The 17,070-nt window shown below is 71.9% G+C and carries 16 protein-coding genes; 3 read left to right on the top strand and 13 right to left on the bottom strand.

Annotation, left to right across the window (positions count from 1 at the left end; genetic code table 11):
- Positions 1-28: 28 nt before the first annotated feature.
- The 9 genes from HD596_RS40315 to HD596_RS62565 form a co-directional block, all read right to left on the bottom strand.
- Positions 29-1,618, bottom strand: coding sequence for a CotH kinase family protein (locus HD596_RS40315; protein ID WP_185074698.1), 1,590 nt, complete (start codon positions 1,616-1,618; stop codon positions 29-31).
- Between the two features lie 10 nt (positions 1,619-1,628).
- Complete coding sequence (locus HD596_RS40310) at positions 1,629-2,306, bottom strand: DUF4956 domain-containing protein (protein WP_185074697.1); 678 nt, start codon at positions 2,304-2,306, stop codon at positions 1,629-1,631.
- A 6-nt stretch (positions 2,307-2,312) separates the two neighbouring features.
- On the bottom strand, positions 2,313-3,161 hold the full coding sequence (locus tag HD596_RS40305) for a polyphosphate polymerase domain-containing protein (RefSeq protein ID WP_313046273.1): 849 nt from the start codon (positions 3,159-3,161) through the stop codon (positions 2,313-2,315).
- 143 nt (positions 3,162-3,304) lie between these two features.
- Positions 3,305-4,762 (bottom strand): sensor histidine kinase, encoded by a 1,458-nt coding sequence (locus HD596_RS62570; protein WP_221519738.1) that lies wholly within the window; start codon positions 4,760-4,762, stop codon positions 3,305-3,307.
- The gene (locus tag HD596_RS40295) at positions 4,759-5,460 is read right to left on the bottom strand and encodes a response regulator transcription factor (RefSeq protein WP_185074695.1); all 702 of its coding nucleotides are present in this window, start codon (positions 5,458-5,460) and stop codon (positions 4,759-4,761) included. Before HD596_RS40295 ends, HD596_RS62570 begins: the two co-directional genes overlap by 4 nt.
- A 54-nt stretch (positions 5,461-5,514) precedes the next feature.
- The gene (locus tag HD596_RS40290; protein ID WP_185074694.1) at positions 5,515-7,707 is read right to left on the bottom strand and encodes an ArnT family glycosyltransferase; all 2,193 of its coding nucleotides are present in this window, start codon (positions 7,705-7,707) and stop codon (positions 5,515-5,517) included.
- Positions 7,708-7,714: 7 nt separating this feature from the next.
- A complete protein-coding gene (locus tag HD596_RS40285; protein WP_185074693.1) occupies positions 7,715-8,968 on the bottom strand; it encodes a bifunctional glycosyltransferase family 2/GtrA family protein in 1,254 nt (417 codons plus the stop codon).
- Between the two features lie 119 nt (positions 8,969-9,087).
- Complete coding sequence (locus tag HD596_RS40280) at positions 9,088-9,897, bottom strand: APH(3'') family aminoglycoside O-phosphotransferase (RefSeq protein WP_185074692.1); 810 nt, start codon at positions 9,895-9,897, stop codon at positions 9,088-9,090.
- A 36-nt stretch (positions 9,898-9,933) separates the two neighbouring features.
- Positions 9,934-10,476, bottom strand: a complete 543-nt coding sequence (locus tag HD596_RS62565) for an MOSC domain-containing protein (protein ID WP_185074691.1) — start codon at positions 10,474-10,476, stop codon at positions 9,934-9,936.
- 147 nt (positions 10,477-10,623) lie between these two features.
- Here HD596_RS62565 and HD596_RS62560 point away from each other — a divergent pair, with 147 nt between their 5' ends.
- On the top strand, positions 10,624-11,523 hold the full coding sequence (locus tag HD596_RS62560; protein WP_185074690.1) for a hypothetical protein: 900 nt from the start codon (positions 10,624-10,626) through the stop codon (positions 11,521-11,523).
- A gap of 76 nt (positions 11,524-11,599) precedes the next feature.
- On the opposite strand, the gene HD596_RS40265 is transcribed toward HD596_RS62560, so the two are convergent.
- The 3 genes from HD596_RS40265 to HD596_RS40255 are packed head-to-tail and all read right to left on the bottom strand — an operon-like array spanning position 11,600 to position 14,345.
- Positions 11,600-12,460 carry a helix-turn-helix domain-containing protein gene (locus tag HD596_RS40265; RefSeq protein WP_185074689.1) on the bottom strand — a complete coding sequence of 287 codons (861 nt, stop codon included), beginning with the start codon at positions 12,458-12,460 and terminating at the stop codon, positions 11,600-11,602.
- Entirely contained in the window at positions 12,457-13,308 is an 852-nt protein-coding gene (locus HD596_RS40260) for a phytanoyl-CoA dioxygenase family protein (protein WP_185074688.1), read from the bottom strand. The genes HD596_RS40265 and HD596_RS40260 overlap by 4 nt, the downstream gene beginning before the upstream one ends.
- 44 nt (positions 13,309-13,352) lie before the next feature.
- Positions 13,353-14,345 carry a helix-turn-helix transcriptional regulator gene (locus HD596_RS40255; RefSeq protein ID WP_185074687.1) on the bottom strand — a complete coding sequence of 331 codons (993 nt, stop codon included), beginning with the start codon at positions 14,343-14,345 and terminating at the stop codon, positions 13,353-13,355.
- Positions 14,346-14,439: 94 nt separating this feature from the next.
- Between HD596_RS40255 and HD596_RS40250 the strand changes: the two genes are divergently transcribed.
- The gene (locus HD596_RS40250) at positions 14,440-14,856 is read left to right on the top strand and encodes a VOC family protein (RefSeq protein WP_185074686.1); all 417 of its coding nucleotides are present in this window, start codon (positions 14,440-14,442) and stop codon (positions 14,854-14,856) included.
- Positions 14,857-14,974: 118 nt separating this feature from the next.
- Positions 14,975-16,069: a winged helix DNA-binding domain-containing protein gene (locus HD596_RS40245; protein ID WP_185074685.1), complete on the top strand. Its 1,095-nt coding sequence runs from the start codon at positions 14,975-14,977 to the stop codon at positions 16,067-16,069.
- Positions 16,070-16,345: 276 nt separating this feature from the next.
- Here HD596_RS40245 and HD596_RS40240 read toward each other — a convergent pair whose 3' ends face one another.
- Positions 16,346-16,966: a TetR/AcrR family transcriptional regulator gene (locus tag HD596_RS40240; RefSeq protein WP_185074684.1), complete on the bottom strand. Its 621-nt coding sequence runs from the start codon at positions 16,964-16,966 to the stop codon at positions 16,346-16,348.
- Positions 16,967-17,070 lie beyond the last annotated feature (104 nt).

Below are 17,070 nucleotides of genomic sequence, written 5' to 3'. Positions count from 1 at the left end.
ACGCGGCGGACCCATCGCTGCGGAGGTGTCACGTGCCGCTGATCGCCTTGTCCGAGCCCAAGGTCCTGGTCCGGGTCTGCAGGAAGGTGCGCAGGGTCTTCGCCTCTTCCTCGATCTTGGCGGGGTCGGCCTTCTCGTTCAGCTTGTAGGCCGCGACGAGGTCGTCGAGCAGGCCGGAGGCGGTGCCGCCGGCCAGCAGTTTGGTGTACAGGGCGCGGTACTGCTCCTCGTAGAGCTTCTTGAAGGTGGCGTTCGCGAGGAACCTCTCCTTCAAGGGGTGGCCCATGCGCATCATGCCGCCGCCGTCGGGCGGGGTGAAGTCCCGAGCCTGCCGGCCCTGCTGGGGGCGTCCCTGGCCGAAGCCCATGCTGATCGTGTCGTTCACGCCGCTCTCCGCGTTTCCGCTGAACGCGAGGTTGAGGTCCCAGGTGACGACCTGGAACTTCTTGGTGTCCAGGTCGTACCACAGGTAGTAGTTACGCCCGGGCCCCGCCATGTCGTCGAAGTTCACCATGAGGTTCTGCAGGACCAGGTACCGGGCGAACGACTCCACGTCCAGGCGCTCGTCGAGACCCTCGGCGAACTCGGCGTCGGAGGCCTCGTTCACCCACTTGACCAGGTCGATGACCGGCTGCAGGTCCTTGCCGCCGACCTTGTTGATCTGCTTGAAGTCCTCGGTGTACCCGGTCTGGTCCTCGCCCTTGTAGTCGAAGGATCCGGAGGCCAGGGACTTGTACAGCACGCCGTTGCCGAGACCTTCGGCGTATCCCTCGTCCAGGTACTCCACAAGCAGCCGCGGCGCGGCGGAGCGGCCGTTGATCGTGAAGGAGGCGTAGGTGGAGCTCTGGGTCGGCTCGCCGGCGGCGCCGACCACCGAAATGCCCAGCGCCTCGTTCAGCATCGCCGTCGAGCCCGTCGAGGCCGGGCGCACGGCCAGCTGGGTGTGGCCCTGGTAGCGGCGGCCCTCCACGAACTCGTCGAAGCTGATCAGCCACGGCAGTTTCTCCGGCTCCTCGCCCTTGAGCTGGGCCCCCAAGCCCCCCGGCCCGCCACCGCCGCCGAAGCCGCCACCGCGCCCGGTCTGCGGCTGCCCGGCCGGGAGCTGTCCATCGCCGGGCGGTTGAAAGCCCTCGGGCGGCTGGAAGCCTTCGGGAGGCTGGAAGCCCTCCGGCAGCCCTTCGGGCCGCCGGCCGCCCCCGGGCATACCGCGCTGCTTGGCCTGCCCCTTCCAGGTCAGCCCCATCAGGGTGGAGTTGCCTTTGAGGCGGATGCCCACGCTGGGGATGCGGGTGCCGTCGATGGTCAGGTCCGCCTCGACGTACTCCTTCTCGCCGTCCTTGAAGTACTCCGTCAGCATGTCCTCGTACGCCGCGTCGGTGAAGGTGAGCTTCACGTCGTGCGCCACGGAGGCGTCGAACAGGTCCTTGGTGCCGGTCAGGTTCGTGACCACGGTCTCGGCCTCGGCGGCCTGGACACTGGTGACGTACGGGCGGATGGTCCCGCTGCCGAACACGCCCCAGCACGCCGCCAGGAACGCCGTGCACAGCGCGACCAGTTTCCAGTTGTGCCGGAGCTTGACGGGGATGCGGTGCTTGAGCCGTCTGGGCTGTGCTGTCATGCGCGTGCCCCTACAGATCGGTCTGGTCGTACCCGGTCAGGACGGTGACCGACTGGCCGTGGTTGCGCTCGCGCAGGGCGGAGATGACGTCGGCCGGCTCGCTGCCCTTCTTGATCTTGACGGTGTACATCAGCTCCAGCAGCGCGCCCGCCCTGATGGACTCCATGCTGACCAGCTCGAACTCGTCGGTGTGCCGCACCAGCACGTCCTGGATGGCGTGCGTGTAGTCGTCGTCGGAGGGCACCTGCACCTTGACGACCTGACGACGCACGTTCAACGCGAACCAGTTGAACCGGCTCATCAGCATGACGATCAGCGAGATCGCCACCGCGGCGACGACGGCCAGCAGGTAGAAGCGGGTGCCGACGGCCATGCCGACGCCCATCACCAGGAAGATGAACCCGACGTCGCGGGTCTCCTTGATGGCGTTGCGGAAGCGCACCACCGACAGGGCGCCGACCAGGGCGAAGGCGCGGGCGATGTTCGAGCCGACGACCAGCATGATGAGCGAGATCAGCATGCCGAGGATGACCAGCGTCTGCACGTACGACTGGCTGTAGGAGACGTTGCGGTGCGTGGCCCGGTACACCCAGCCGATCATCGCGCTGAGCACGAACGACAGGGACATCGCGATCGCGATGTCGGCCACGCTGAACGTGCCGGACAGGTCCTGGAAGGAGAAGTCCATGGGGGGTCAGGCCTCCGAGAGAGCGGTCGACCGAGAGCGGTCGAGGTCGTAGCCGGCGTCGTGGTCCGGGATGTGGAAGATCGAGCGCGGGGCCAGCCCATGGGCCTCGACGCTCTGGCAGTACTTGGAGACCCGCACCACCTGCAGGTTCCGCTTGGCGCTCAGGTCGGTCAGCCAGTACGGCACCCGCTCGTTCGCCTTGACCTCCACGATCGCCTTGCGGGCGGGCACGATGAGCCGGTTCTCGGCGTCGGCGCCGAGGTGGAAGTCCCGGTCCCGGCCGCGGACGCGATGGTCGAAGGTGACGCGCAGGCCCACGTCGGCGTCGCGGCCCACGTACGCGTGCCGCTGGTACCCGGTCATCGCGACGGCCCGCAGGTCCAGGCGCAGCACCAGGTCGAGCACCTCCTCCAGGAAGGCCCGCTGGGAAGGGTCGTGCTCGACCATCTGCCGCCCGTCGCACAGGCGCAGCGCGTCGGTGTACGGCAGCCGTGCCCGCCGCTTCTGCGTGACCCGGTTGACCCGCTGCTTGATCTCGACGAACACCTGAGTGTCGGCCCCCACGGCGAACCGGTCACCGTAGTGGCGGATGCGCAGCTTTCTGCGGAACTTCAGCCCCTCGATCTTCTCCCAGTAGAAGCGGAGCTGCCGGGTGTCGTAGTAGACGCTCCAGATGCCGTAGCCCGCGTCGCCGCTGTGCCGGTCGCGATCCAGCCGCTGCTCGATCTCCTCCCGCAGCGCGACCGCCTCCGCCGCGTCCACGAGGTACTTGATCTCGTACCGGTTGAAGGCGTGCAGCTTGCTCGGCGCCCGCAGCCGGTGGCCCAGCTCGCCGTCCACCTCAGCCCCGGACACCGGCCGATCAGCGTCGCCAGCTGCGGAAACCGCTCGTTTGCGGAACCTTTCCAGCATGTCCCTCCTTTCGTCAGCACACATCCGACAGCACGAGGCTGGGAATAATGTGTGAACCGAATCTGACGTGAAGGTGAACGGAGGGTTCAGCCGTCCTCGGGCTGCTTGAGCGGCAGGAGCACGCGGAAGGTGGTGCCGTGGCGCGGGGTGCTCGTCACCTCGATCCGGCCGTGGTGCGCCTGCACGAGCGCCGCGGCGATGGCCAGGCCCAGCCCGGTTCCGCCGCTGTCGCGGGAGCGGCCCGCGTCGGCCCGGTAGAAGCGGTCGAACAGGTACGGCAGGTGCTCGGGATCGATGCCCTGACCTTCGTCGCGCACCTCGATCAGCGCGGCCCTGGCGTCCGGGGCGGGTCCGGAGCCGACGTGCACCACCCCGGGAGCGGGCACCCCGGCGACGGCGCGCGGGCCGACTTCGACCCGGACCTCCGCTCCCGGGGCCGTGTGCTGGATGGCGTTGCCGACCAGGTTGGCGATGACCTGGTGCAGCCGGTGCTCGTCGCCGAGCACGAACACCGGTTCGTCGGAGACGGCCAGCCGGATGGGCCGATCGCGGTCCCGGGCCCGGGCGGCGTGCACCACGTCCCCGGCCAGCACGTGCAGGTCCACGACGGCAGGCTCCAGCGTGGGCTCCTGGTCCATGCGGGCCAGCAGCAGCATGTCCTCGACCAGGACCCCCATGCGGGCGGCCTCGGCCTCGATCCTGCGCAGCAGCCGCTCGGCCGCCGGGTCCCGGGCGCCTTGGCCGTGGTGGTAGAGCTCGGCGAAGCCCCGGATCGAGGTGAGCGGCGTGCGCAGTTCGTGGGAGGCGTCGGCGACGAAGTGCCGCAGCCGCCGTTCGGAGCGCTCGGACTCGCGCAGCGCGGTCGCCAGGCGCTCCAGCATGATGTTGAGCGCTCTGCCGAGCCGCCCGCTCTCGGTCGCCGGGTCGGTGTCATCGACTCTGCGGTCGAGGTCTCCTCCGGCGATGGCCTCGGCCGTACGTTCCATGCGGGTGAGGGGGCGCAGCCCCAGCCGTACCACGGCGAGGGCGAGCGTGCCGAGCAGCAGCAGCACCAGGCTGCCCACCGCCACCTCGATGATCAGGATCTGGTGCACGGTCGCCTGGTTGGGCTCCAGCGACATCGACACCGCCAGCCTGGCGCCGTCGGGCAGGCCCTTCACCAGCACGCGCCACTGCTCCGGGCCCGTCCTGGCGGGCACGGTGACGGGACCGGGCGAGGCCGTGGAGACCACGGCAGGCGGGATGGCCGGGCCGCTCCTGTCCTCCGTGGGCAGGTTGCGCAGCAGAGTCCCGGACGGACTGTAGAAGGCGATCCTGAACTGCGTCGGCAGCTCAACGGCCCGGACCAGGTCGACCGGCGGCGGAGGGGGTAGCGGGCGCCGGCCGAACGTGGTGGCCACCTCGGTCAGCTGGGTGTCCACCCGCGCCAGCAACGAACGGTCCAGGAGCAGCACGCTCGCCGTGGCGAAGGCCGCCAGCCCGGCCGCGCACAGCCCCAGCAGCGCGATCAGCAGCCGGTGCCGTAGCGGCAAGGCCGGTTTCACGAGGGTCCCTGCAGCCGGTAGCCGACGCCACGCAGCGTGTGGATCAGCGGCGGGCCCTCGGAGTCGATCTTCCGCCGCAGGTAGCTGATGTAGGACTCGACGATCCTGCTCTCGCCGTCGAAGTCGAAGTCCCACACGCGGTCGAGGATCTGCGTCTTGCTGACCACCCGCTCGGCGTTGATCATCAGGTAGCGCAGCAGGCTGAATTCCGTCGGTGACAGGTGGATCGGCCGCCCGGCCCGCCGCACGCTGTGGGCCTCCTCGTCGAGCTCCAGATCCGCGTACCGCAGCACGCCGTCGTCGACCTGCTCCTCCACGGGCCGCGTCCTGCGCATGATGGCCCGTAGCCGCAGCACCACCTCTTCCAGGCTGAACGGCTTGGTCACGTAGTCGTCGCCACCGGCGGTCAGCCCCGCGATCCGGTCGGACACCGTGTCCCTGGCGGTCAGGAACAGCATCATGGGGCTGTCGCCGGCTTCGCGCAGCCTGCGGGCGACCGCGAACCCGTCCACGCCGGGCATCATCACGTCCAGCACGATGATGTCAGGCCGCTCGCGGGCCACCTCCGCCAGCGCCTGGCGTCCGTCGGAGGCGGTCCGCACGGCGAAGCCGTTCAGCTCCAGGGCTTCGGACAGCAGTTCGCGGATGTTCGGCTCGTCATCGACGACCAGGACTTTCGCGGCGGATTGTTCGTTCACGGCCTCGTTCTACACGCTCATGGTGAGAGCAACGTGTGAGGCGTCGCCGCCGGATCACGAGCCGCATCGGTAGAGGGTCTGGACACCGCCGAACGGTGACCGGTCCGCGGTGTCGCTCTGCTGCTCCGTGCCGCCGTACTCCGAGGCGGGCACGGCCTTGCAGGTGCTGGTGATCCAGGTCGTACGGGACGCCCCGCTGCCCTGTCCGGCCATCATACGCTCCAGGCCGGAGCCGTTCAGGACGTAGCGCAGCTCGCCTGCCTTGACCCAGCGGTCGAGCTGCTCGGCGGTCGGCGCGGGGTCGGACCCTATGAAGCCGCCCATGCCGATCACCGTCGCGTCGCTGTTCATGATGTACGCGGCGGTCGCCATGGCGGGAGAGTTGACGGCGAGCTTGATGCGGGCTCCGCCGGAGTGGGCGACGGCGTAGTCGAGGATCTTGCGCTGCTCGGCACTCAGCTCGCTGCCGCCACCCATCGGCCCGCCACCCATTGGCCCGCCACTCCCGAAACCGGGCATCCACCCGCCGGGGCCGTCCTGCCGGCCGGATCCGGGAGGGCCATTGGAGCCGTCCTGCCGGCCGGCTCCCGGCATGCCGCCCGAGCCGTCTCGCCCTGCCGCGAACGGCATGCCGCCGAAGGCGCCGCGCGGGCCCGCGGTGGGGTTGGTGGGGTTGGTCTCGGGCGGGCCGAAGGCGTAGGCGAGCGACCACGTGGCCGGAGCCAGCAACGAGGGGATGAGCACGGCCGCCGCCACGGCCGGACCCGGGCGGCCACGGCGTGTCACGAGGAGAAGGAAGGCGATCGCGGCGACGGCGGCGGCCGGCACGGCGTAACGCAGCCAGCCGTTCCACGACGGGTCGCGGGAGATCAGCACCCAGGCCCAGGCCGCGGTGACGGCCACCGCTCCCGCGCCCGCGAGGGCGCCCTCGCGGCGGCGGGCCAGCCACACGGTTCCCGCGCCGATCAGCGCGGCCATGGCGGGGGCCAGCATCGTGGTGTAGTAGGAGTGGAAGATCCCGGAGGCGAAGCTGAAGACGACGGCGTTGACCAGCAGCCAGCCGCTCCACAACAGCCATCCACCGCGTACGGCCGGCACGATGGCCGTGCCCCGGCGCCTGGCCAGGACGGCGAGCACGGCGACGGCCAGGATGATCAGCAGCGCGAGCGGGAGCAGCCAGCTCACCTGATCACCCACCGCGTCGTCGAACATGCGGGCCGGGCCGGCGGGACCGCCGAACAGGCCGCCGATCCCGCCGCTGGGCATGGGGAAGTCGCCGTACGGGGCCGGAGATCCGGCGTACGAGGTGGGCGGCTCGCCGTTCGAGCCGGGGAACGGGAACCCGCCCGGCATGTCCGGCAGCTCACCCCCGCCCGGCAACTGCGGCAGACCACCCGGCCCCCCACCGCCGAAGCCCCCGCCGAGCCCGCCGCCGAGGATCCGTCCGAGCCCGTTGTAGCCGAGCACGAGATCCAGCGCGGTGCCGTCCGTGCTGCCGCCGATGTACGGCTTCTCGCCCGGCCACAGGTCCACCAGGGCCACCCACCACAGGGAGCCGGCCAGCAGCACCCCGCCCGCGGCGGCGAGGTCACCGATCCGCCGCCGCCACGGCGCGGAGGTCCCGAACAGGTACGCCAGCAGGAACGCGGGCAGGCACACCCACGCGGCCAGCATCTTGGTGGTGAACCCGCACCCGATCAGGAACGCGGCCAGCATCAGCCAGCCGGTGGCCCGGCGCGGCGCGATGCCGGCCTCCAGCGCGCGGGTCAGCGCGTACGCGGCGGCCACCAGGAACAGCACCAGCAGCGTGTCCGGGTTGTTGTCCCGGTTGATCGCGACGGTGACCGGGGTCAGGGCGAGCACGAGGGCGGCGATCAGGCCGGCGCCGTCACCGGCCCAGCGGCGTACGGTGCGATGCAGCAGGAACACCGCCGCCACCCCCTCGACGGCCTGGGGCAGCAGCAGCGCCCACCCGTGATAGCCGAAGATCCAGGTCGAGAAGACCTGCGGCCACAGCGCCATCGGCGGCTTGTCCACCGTGAAGACGCCCGCCGGGTCGAAGGAGCCGAACAGGAACGTGGTGACGCTCGTCGACATGGACTTGACCGCGGCGCTGTAGTACGTGTTGCCCCAGCCCCAGGTCCAGAAGGACCACCCGTAGAGCAGCGCGGCGAGCACGCAGATCGCGCTCAGCGCGTACGGGCGCCACCGGCGGGCGATGGGGGCGGGCAGGGAGATGACAGTCATCGGTCGGTCAGCTTTCGGAAGAGGTGGAGGCCCGGCCGAAGACCCAGCCGCGCAGCAGGAGGAAGCGCCCGGCCGTGCCCAGCACGCAGGCGCAGATCAGCACCATCAGCTCCAGCAGGCGCGGCGGATTCGCATCGACGGCGTGCAGGACCAGCAGCGCGCCGGAGGTCAACGCGTAGTACAGGGCGAAGACCACCAGCCCCAGCAGGTGCGTGCGGGCGGTGGAGCCACGCGAGCCGGCGAAGGTGAAGCGGCGGTTGGCCTCGGTGTTGAGCATGGTGGTGATCGTCAACGCCAGCAGGTTCGCCAGCAGCACGGGCAGCCACATCCGCAGCAGCGCGTACAGGCCGAGATGTGCCACGGTGGACAGCACCCCGATCGCCCCGAACGACAACACCTGCCACAGCATGCCGCCGCCGCGCCTGTCGGCCAGCACGGCATCCGGGTGCGCGGCGCGCGGCTCGGGCCGGCGCGGCAGATCCGGAACGCGGGCCGCGCCGGACGCCTTGGCCCTGGCCACCCTGATCAGCCCCTTGATGTCGTCGACGGCGGTGGACACCACCTGCACCCGGCTGTCCACGTCCTCCACCCAGTCCACCGGGACCTCCTGCACCCGCAGCCCGTTGTACTCGGCGAGCAGCAGCAGCTCGGTGTCGAAGAACCACCCGTCGTCCTCGATCTTCTCCAGCAGCGGGCGGACCACCTCCGTACGGGCGGCCTTGAACCCGCACTGCGCATCGGTGAACCCCACCCCGTGCGTCACCCTGATCAACGCGTTGTAGGCGCGCGAGATGATCTCCCGGCGCGGTCCGCGCAACGTCCGGGCGCCGCGTGCCAGCCGCGAGCCGATCGCCACGTCGGAGTGCCCGTTGACCAGCGACGCTGTCAGCGGCAGCAACGCGTCCAGGCCGGTCGACAGATCGACGTCCATGTAGACCACGACGTCGGCCTGGCTGCGCGCCCACGCCGTACGCAACGCCAGCCCCCGCCCCTTGCGCTCCAGCCGCAGCAGCCGCACCTCACCCCGATGGCGGTCGGCCAGCTCCGCGGCGACCACCGGGGTGCGGTCGGTGCTGGCGTTGTCCACCACCGTGATCGTCCACTCGAACGGGAAGCACCGCCCCAGATAGTCACGGAGAACGTCGATGCAGCCGGGCAGGGCCCGCTCCTCGTTGTACACGGGAACCACGATCTCCACCGTCGCGGTCAGCCCGGGAGGCAGGGACGCGTCGCCTCGCGCGGCCACGGCGTTGTCCGTCATGCGCACCACCACTTGCCCGCTCGCGAATCTGTCATGGGACCAGTCATCGCATGCGACTGTGTGAGAAGTGTGAGAGTCCCGCAGCGGCCCTGCCCGGAGGACGCTGGGCTCCCCCGGTGCTAACCCCAGGTGAGCGGGTCGAGGTGGAGGTAGAAGCGCTCGCGGTCACGGTCGAGGACGATGCCGTACCGCTCGGCGAACCTCTCGTCCGCCCGGTTCGCCTGCTCCTCGTCGGGCCACGTCTCCCGCGCGTTGGCGAGCAGGAGTGCGATGTCGGCGTACGGGTCGGCGCGTCCGAGGCGGCCGAGGTCGATGAAGCCCGCCACGTCCAGGGTGTCCGGGTCGAGGATGATGTTGGGCAGGCACAGGTCGCCATGGCAGACGACCATCTCGGCGGCCTCCTGGGCGCGGCGGCGCTCCAGCTGGGGCTCGAGGCGGGCGAGCAGCTCGCCGGCGGGCGTGTCCTGCTGTTCTTCCGGGAGGAACGCGGGGTTGACGGCGCCCCGTGCGACGACGTCGCCGGCCATGGCGAACATCCACGTGAGATCCCGCGCGAACGGGCACTGGCGAGCGGGCAGGTCGTGCAGGCGGCGTACGGCGTCCGCGATCTTCTCCCAGGCCGCCCGCAGCTCCGCGGCCGGGACGCGATGGGCGGGGACGCCCGCGACGGCGCTGGTCACCAGGCAGGCGCCGTCGGCCGTGACGCGCCAGTCGAGGACGCGCGGGCCCGGAACGCCCTGCGTGCCCAGCCACTCGACGCGGGCCCGCTCCTCCTCCAGCGCGGTCACGGAATCGGCGGGGACGCACTTGGCGTATCGGGTGCCGTCGTCGGAGCGGAAGACAGCGGCCCCGGATTCGCCGTCGGTGACGGGGATCCATGAGCCCCCGTCGTCCAGCAATGCTCGCAGGGCCGTCGTCGTGTCGATCATGGGGACCACCCTAACCGGGGTGGCCGCCCGGCCGGGTCAGACCCGGTCGAGGGGGCGGTGCGGCTCGGCGGGGAGCTCCACCCTGACCACGTCCCCGGGGCGTACGACGCCGCCCGTCCTGACGACGCTCATGACGCCGGCCCGGCGCACCAGGTGCCCGGCCTCGTCGCGGCCGACGACCTGCTTGAGCAGGCCGTTCTGGAAGCCGTCGATCTGCACGCACGGGTTGCGCAGCCCGGTGAGCTCCACGACGGCCTCCTCGCCGATGCGCAGGAGCGTGCCGACCGGCAGTCCGAGCAGGTCGAGGCCCTGGGTGGTGATGTTCTCGCCGAGCTCGCCGGGGCTGACCGTGAAGCCCGCCCGCCCCACCTCGGCGAAGAGCTCCTCGTGGATGAGGTGCACCTGGCGCAGGTTCGGCTGGGTCGGGTCCTGGGCGACCCGGGAGCGGTGCTTGACCGTCACACCCGCGTGCGCGTCACCCTCCACCCCGAGCCCGGCCAGGAGGGTGATGCTCTCCCGGGTCGGCTTGCTGAAGGAGTGCTCGCCGCTGCTGCTGACGGCAGTGACAGTCCCGTGCACCCGTTCGTCCCCCTTCGTAGAGTTCGTGACCGTTCGGGGGCAGCGTAGCCGACCCGGCGTTCCGCGCCCCTGCCTCCCCCTCGCTGGGGAGGGACCTGCCTCTTGCGGGGGTGGCCGGGCACCGGCGCGCGCCGCGAGGCTCCTGACATGCGTGTACACATCAAGGTCCGTACGCTCGTGCTGCTGCGCCGTGCCGCAGGGTTCACCGCGGCGGTGGCGATGTCCCTCTACCTGTTGGTCAAGCTGGTCTGGATCGCCGCCGAGGTGTGGCAGGGCACGGCCCACTGGGTGCTGCTCAACGCGATCACGGTGGTGATGGCGCTGGCCGGCGCCGCGCTGGGCCTGGCGCTGGCCCAGTCGTGGGGGACGCGGCTGCCGGGCTGGCTGGTGCTGCCGCTCGGGTGGGTCGCCGGCGGCTTCCTCGTGTCCATGATCCCGTACATGATCGCTGCCAGCCTGGTGGCGCCGAGCGCGCCCGAGCCGGCGGCCGCCACGCCGGCCTGGGAGAGCGTGCTCATCGGCGTGGGATTCGCCGGCATGGCGGTGGCGCTGGTCGTGGGCCTGCCGCTCTTCCTGCGTGAACGATGGCCCCGAGCCTTTGCGGGGCGGGTGGGCCGGGAACGAGCGGACGGCCGGTTCCTGTGGGCGTTGGCGCCGCTCGGGGGGCTCACCGCGACGTGGATCTCCTGGGCCGCGGGCAGCACCTACGGGCTGCTCGCGGTGTGTGACACCCAGGGCAGGCTCCTCATGGCCAACAGCGCGCTGTGCGCGGCGGGCGCCGGTTGGAGCCTGTGGGCGCTCGGTCCGTGGGGCAGCGGGCGGACGCCGGTGTGGCTGCCCATGGCCGTGGGGTTCGTCGCCTCCGGGTCGTTGTTCTCGTGGGGGGCGTGGCGGCTGGCGTGGCTGGTGGCCGGGACGTACCAGCCGGTCGAACTTCGCGGGGTGGCCGTGGCCGAGCACTGCGTCGCCGTGGGGGCGGGCCTGGCCGTCCTGCTGGCGTTGTCGCAGGCGTACGGGCGCCGAGGCGACCCGCGCGGGGTCGGGTGAGGAGGTACGTGACGCAGCTCTTCGAGCGTTTCCCCGGCAGGTCATTCGCGGCACCGGGCGACGCGTTGCGGCCGGGTCAGGGGGCTTGGACCAGCGGTTGCAGCACCGTGAGGCCGAAGGACTCGGCCGGTGACGGCGGGGCGGCCTCCGGTGGCGTGCGGCGGAACGCGGTCGGCGCCATCCCGTAGATCGCGCGGAACCGGCGGGAGAAGTGGTACGCGTCCGCGAACCCGCACTGCACGGCGATCGCCCCCATGGACAGGTTGCTCTGCCACAGCAGCGGTTCGGCCCTGGTCAGGCGGAGCAGTTCGAGGGCGGCGACCGGGCCGACCCCGAACGTGCGGCGGAACGTACGGCACAGCGTGCTCGGCGAGACCCGGGCGGCCGAGGCGAGCTCCCGCATCGGGACCGGCCTGGCCACCCCGTCGGACCAGCGCTCGCGCACCGCGCGCAGCATCGCGATCACCGGAGGCGGCAGGACCGAGGGCGTGCGCTGCGCCGGCGCGGGATCGGCCAGGAACATCAGCACCAGCAGGCGCAGCGTCTCGCAGGCCTGGACCCGCCACCGCGGCGGGCATTCGGCGCCCAGCCAGAGCAGGTACCGGCACAGGGCGCCCATCGGGTCATGCCGCCCGGTCAGGTCCCGTACCAGCGGCCAGTCGCCCGGCACCTGCCCCGTGAGCGTGAAATGCACGTACGCGTGCCGGGTCGGCGTGCGGGGATCCCAGCGGAACGCGTCACGCATCCCCGGCCGGATGAGCAGCAGCTTTCCCGGAGCCAGCGACAGCGCGACGTCGTCCCAGAGCCAGGTGGCGCTGCCGCGGAGGAGCCAGACGAACTGGTACGACCTGGCCTCCCGCGGGCCGAAGGTCGAGCCGGGCGGATAGTCCGCGACGCTCGGCTCGAGCCGGGCCACCAGATCGACGGAGATCGTCATCTGTCACAGCCGCCGTCGCGATTCGGGCGGATCCGCGGCCTGCGCACGTCCTGGAGCCCCTTGTAGGCGTACGGGTCGGCGCCGGCGACGAGGACGACGTCCCGGAAGTCCGCCTGCGCCATGCCCGTCCCCTCCGCCGGTACGGCCCAGGGCAGCAGGGATTCGGCGCTCATGTAGTGGTTGACCAGCGCCCGCCGGTAGCCGCGCCGTCCGGTGTTGGGCAGCGACTTGTGCAACAGGTAGCCGTTGAACACCACCACGGTGCCCGCCGCGACCTCGACGGGTACCGCGTCGGAGTCGTCGAACGGGAAGCCGTACGACTCCACCGTGCAGTCGTAGCGGGGGTCGTCGTGCTCGCGGTTCGGGTAGAGGACGCCGCGCCGGTGCGATCCCGGCAGCACCCACAGGCACCCGTTGTCCACGGTGGCGTCGTCGAGCGCGATCCAGGCCGCCGCGAGCGAACGGTCACGGGTCGGGATGAACAGCTCGTCCTGGTGCCAGGCCTGCCCCGGCTCCCCCTCGGACTTGATGAACAACATCGACTGCATCGCCTTGACGTTCGGGCCGATCACCGAGGTCAGCGCCGACACGATCGCCGGATGGCGCATCGTGTCGAGCATCAGGCCGGACAGCTTGTGCGGGTAGTGGACGCACAGGAACCTGCGCAGCACGTCGTCGTCGGTGTCGGCGTCCCCGGCGGGCAGCGCGCCGCTGATGTCGCCGAGCTCGCCCCGGCAGATGCGGACGGCCTCTTCGAGCAGCTCGCCCACCTCGCGGGGCTCGAGGGCGCGGTCGAGGACGAGGTAGCCGTCGCGCTCGTACGGGGTCTTCAGGTCGGGGTTCGTCATCACCTCATCATCGCCATCGCGGCCCGGTCCCGGCCATGGCCCGATCACGCATCCGGATGGCGAATCGTGTCATGGGACGATGAGGCGTCGGCGTAGCGGCGGGCCAGGTGCGCGAAGGCGTCCTTGAGCGCGGCGGGGCCGACGACCTCGACGTCGGCGTCGAACCTGCCGACGCTCGCGGCCAGCCCGACCCACGACCAGGACCCCAGGATGAGCCGGCACCGGTCCGGGCCGAGCTCCTCGACGACCCCGTCGTGAACGTAGGGGGACACGGCGGCGGCCGGCACGCCGAGGATGACCTCGCCACGGCAGGGCCAGTCGCCGGAGCCGCCGGAGCCCCGGAACCGATCGGCCACGAAGGCGGCCACCCCTCCCCCGGGCAGCTCACGCGGCGTGAAGCGGGGCCCCGTGGGGGCGCGCGGCGCGATCCGGTCGGCCCGGAAGGTACGCCAGTCCTCCCGGTCGAGATCCCACGCCACGAGATACCAGCGCCCGCCCCAGGTGACGAGGTGGTGCGGCTCCACCCGGCGCGGCGTGCCCGGCGCACCGCCGTCTCCGGGTGAGGCGTAGTCGAAACGCAGCACCTCCCGGGCACGTACGGCGGCGCCGACGGACACCAGTACCGCGCTGTCGACTTGGGGATCCGGCACATACCGCTCGACCGCGGTGATCTGGAGGGCGTCGATACGGTGGCGCAGCCGCGCGGGCATGACCTGCCGGACGGTCGTCAGCGCACGGGCCGCGGCCTCCTCGATCCCGGCGCCGGTGGGCGCGGCCTGGAGGGCGATGGCCAGGGCGACGGCCTGCTCGTCGTCGAACAGCAGCGGCGGCAGCCGCGTACCGGCGTCGAGCCGGTAGCCGCCGTCGGGGCCCTTGGCGGCCACGATCGGATAGCCGAGCTCGCGCAGCCGGTCGACGTCGCGGCGCACGGTACGCGGGCTGATGCCGAGACGCTCGGCCAGCAGCGCTCCGGGCCAGTCCCGGCGCGCCTGGAGCAGCGAGAGCAACGACAGCAGACGGGACGAGGTTTTCTGCACCGGCCCAGTATCGCCCAGAGAAGCGGCCACAACCTGACCGCTACCCCTGGGAATGTGGTCGGCGACGGGATGACGACCGGCAAAGGAGCCCATCATGTCCGTGAACACCGTGACCCATCTGAACTTCCGCGGAGACGCCCAGGCGGCACTCGCGTTCTACCAGTCCGTGTTCGGCGGGGACCTGGCCGTGGTGACCTACAAGGACGCCGGCAACGTGCAGGAGCCGGCCGAGGCCGATCAGGTCATGTGGGGCCAGGTGAGCTCCGCCGGCGGATTCCAGGTCATGGCCTACGACGTGCCCTCGCGCCTGCCTTACAGCCGGGGGGAGAACGCGTTCTTCGTCTCGGTGCGCGGCGAGACGGCCGAGGAGATCACCGCGTACTGGGAGAAGCTCTCCGACGGCGCGACCGTCCTGCAGCCTCTGGGGCCCGCGCAGTGGGCCCCGCTGTACGGGATGCTGACCGACCGGTTCGGCGTCACCTGGGTCGTCGACGTCGCCGCCCAGTACTGATCATCACAGGCCGGGCGCGGCCCGCCACCCGCCCGGCCACGCACCGAAAGGCAGACAGTGAGGCTCACGCTCTGGACTCAGGGCTCAAACGTCGTCGACGGCACGGCAGGATGATCGCATGACCGTGCTCGACACCCGGACACTCAACCGCGCGACGCTGGCGCGGCAGCTGCTGCTCGACCGCGCCGACTTACCGGTGCGGGACGCCGTCGCCCACCTGTGCGGCCTGCAGGCGCAGGAACCGCAGGAGCCGTTCGTGGGGCTCTGGTCGCGGCTGCGCGCGTTCGACGCGGCGGCGCTGTCGGACCTGCTGACCGGGCGGCGCCTGGTGCGGACCATTCTCATGCGCCGTACCGTCCACCTCCTCACCGCGGAGGACGCCCTGGCCTGGCGCGCCCGCCACGACGCCATGCTGCGCCAGCGGATGCTCGGGACCTACCGCCGCGAGCTCGACAGCGTGGACCTCGACGAGCTCGCGGCGGCGGGCCGGGCGGTGATGGCCGACGGGCAGCCCCGCTCGATGGGCGAGATCGGGCGGGTGCTCGCCGAGCTCTGGCCGGCGCCGGGCCCGCGCGTGCTGGGCGAGATGGTGGTCGCCGCCCTCGTCCCGATGGTGCAGCTGCCGCCGCGCGGGCTGTGGCGGACGAAGGCGGGCGTGCGCAACGCGCTGCTGTCCTCCTGGCTCGGCCGCGAGATCGACCCGCCCGCCGCGAACGGCTCGGACCCGGTCGGCGAGGCCCTGGTGCGGCGCTACCTGGCCGCCTACGGCCCGGCGGCCTCGGCCGACCTGCGCGCCTGGTGCGGCCTGGCCGGGCTGCCGGCCGCGGTGGCCGCGGTACGCCCCGAGCTCGTCTCCTTCCGCGACGAGCGCGGCCGCGAACTGCTGGACCTGCCCGACGCGCCACGCCCCGACCCCGGCACGCCCGCGCCGGTACGGTTCCTGCCCGCCTTCGACAACGCGATCCTCGGCTACCAGGACCGCGGCCGGATCATCGACGACGCCCACCGCGGCCTGTCGGTCGCCGGCGCCCGCGTCGTCCTGGTCGACGGCCGGGTCTCGGCGACCTGGACCGTCGAGGACGGCACGGTGGCCGTCACCCCGCTGGGCCGCCTGTCCGGAGCCGACCGCGACGAGGTCGCCGAGCAGGGGCGGGCGCTGGCGGCGTTCCTGTCCGACGGCGAGAGCCACCGCGTGCGGATCGGCGACGGCTGAGGTCGTCGCCCGCTCCACCGCACCGTAACGGCCAGGCCGCTGGGCGGCATGCCGCGCACCCGCGGTTCTCGTGCCGGCGCCCGGGCCAAGACCGGCCGCCACCGTGGAGGACTTCCTCGCGGTGGCTGGCGGCCGCCCCGCAGAGCGTCTCCGCCCAGGCCGACCCGCGTGGCGGGGGCCGGTGTCCGCCGGGTGGTGCTGCTGTCGGCACGCGGCGCCGGTTGAGCAACCGCTTGCGCACAGGCCCTGGCGCGGCGGCGTTGCCCCCGCCCGCCGCTACCCGGCCGCCCTGGGGAGCAGCGCGTCGACGAGCAGGTCGAGGAGCCGGCCGGTCTGCTCGGGGGTGTCGCGGGCCGCCGTGGCGAGAAGGACGCCGAGGACCATCGTGGTGACCTCGTCGGGGTCGACGTCCGCACGGAGCGAGCCCGTTTCGGCCCCCTTGGCGAGGATCGTCGCGATCGCGGCGGTGATGCGTTCCCTGGTGGTGGAGGTCGGGATCCGGCCCGAGGCCTGGCCGGCACGCAGCGCGTCGGCCATCCCGCGTTTCACCGCGGCGAACGCCGCGTACCGCTCCATCCAGGCACGCAGCGCGATCTGCGGCGGGAACCGTTCGAGCAGGGCCGGAGCGCTCGTGGCGATGTCGTCGAGTTCGGCGGCGTAGACCGCCTCCACCAGCGCTTCGCGGGTGGGGAAATGGCGGTAGAGGGTGCCGATCCCGACGCCCGCCTCACGGGCGATGCTTTCGAGCGGCACGGTGTCGCCGGCCGTGGCGAAGGCGGCGCGGGCGACGGCGATGAGCTTGTCCCGGTTGCGCTGGGCATGGGCACGCAGCGGGCGCTGCGTCGCGGCCGGCCGCTCTGCGGAGGTGTCGGCGGACGCCGATTCAGGCGAACTCAAAGCGGAGGGACCTCCGGTATTGCTCCATAGCGAGTCAGGGATATCGGAGGATCCTCCGATATCCCTGACATCCTACGTGGACGGGGATCCTCCACCCCGCGCGG

This window comes from Nonomuraea jabiensis, from assembly GCF_014204795.1.
GTDB lineage: Bacteria > Actinomycetota > Actinomycetes > Streptosporangiales > Streptosporangiaceae > Nonomuraea > Nonomuraea jabiensis.
Note: the sequence above shows the minus strand (reverse complement) of the source record. Positions and strands in the feature narration are given on the sequence as shown.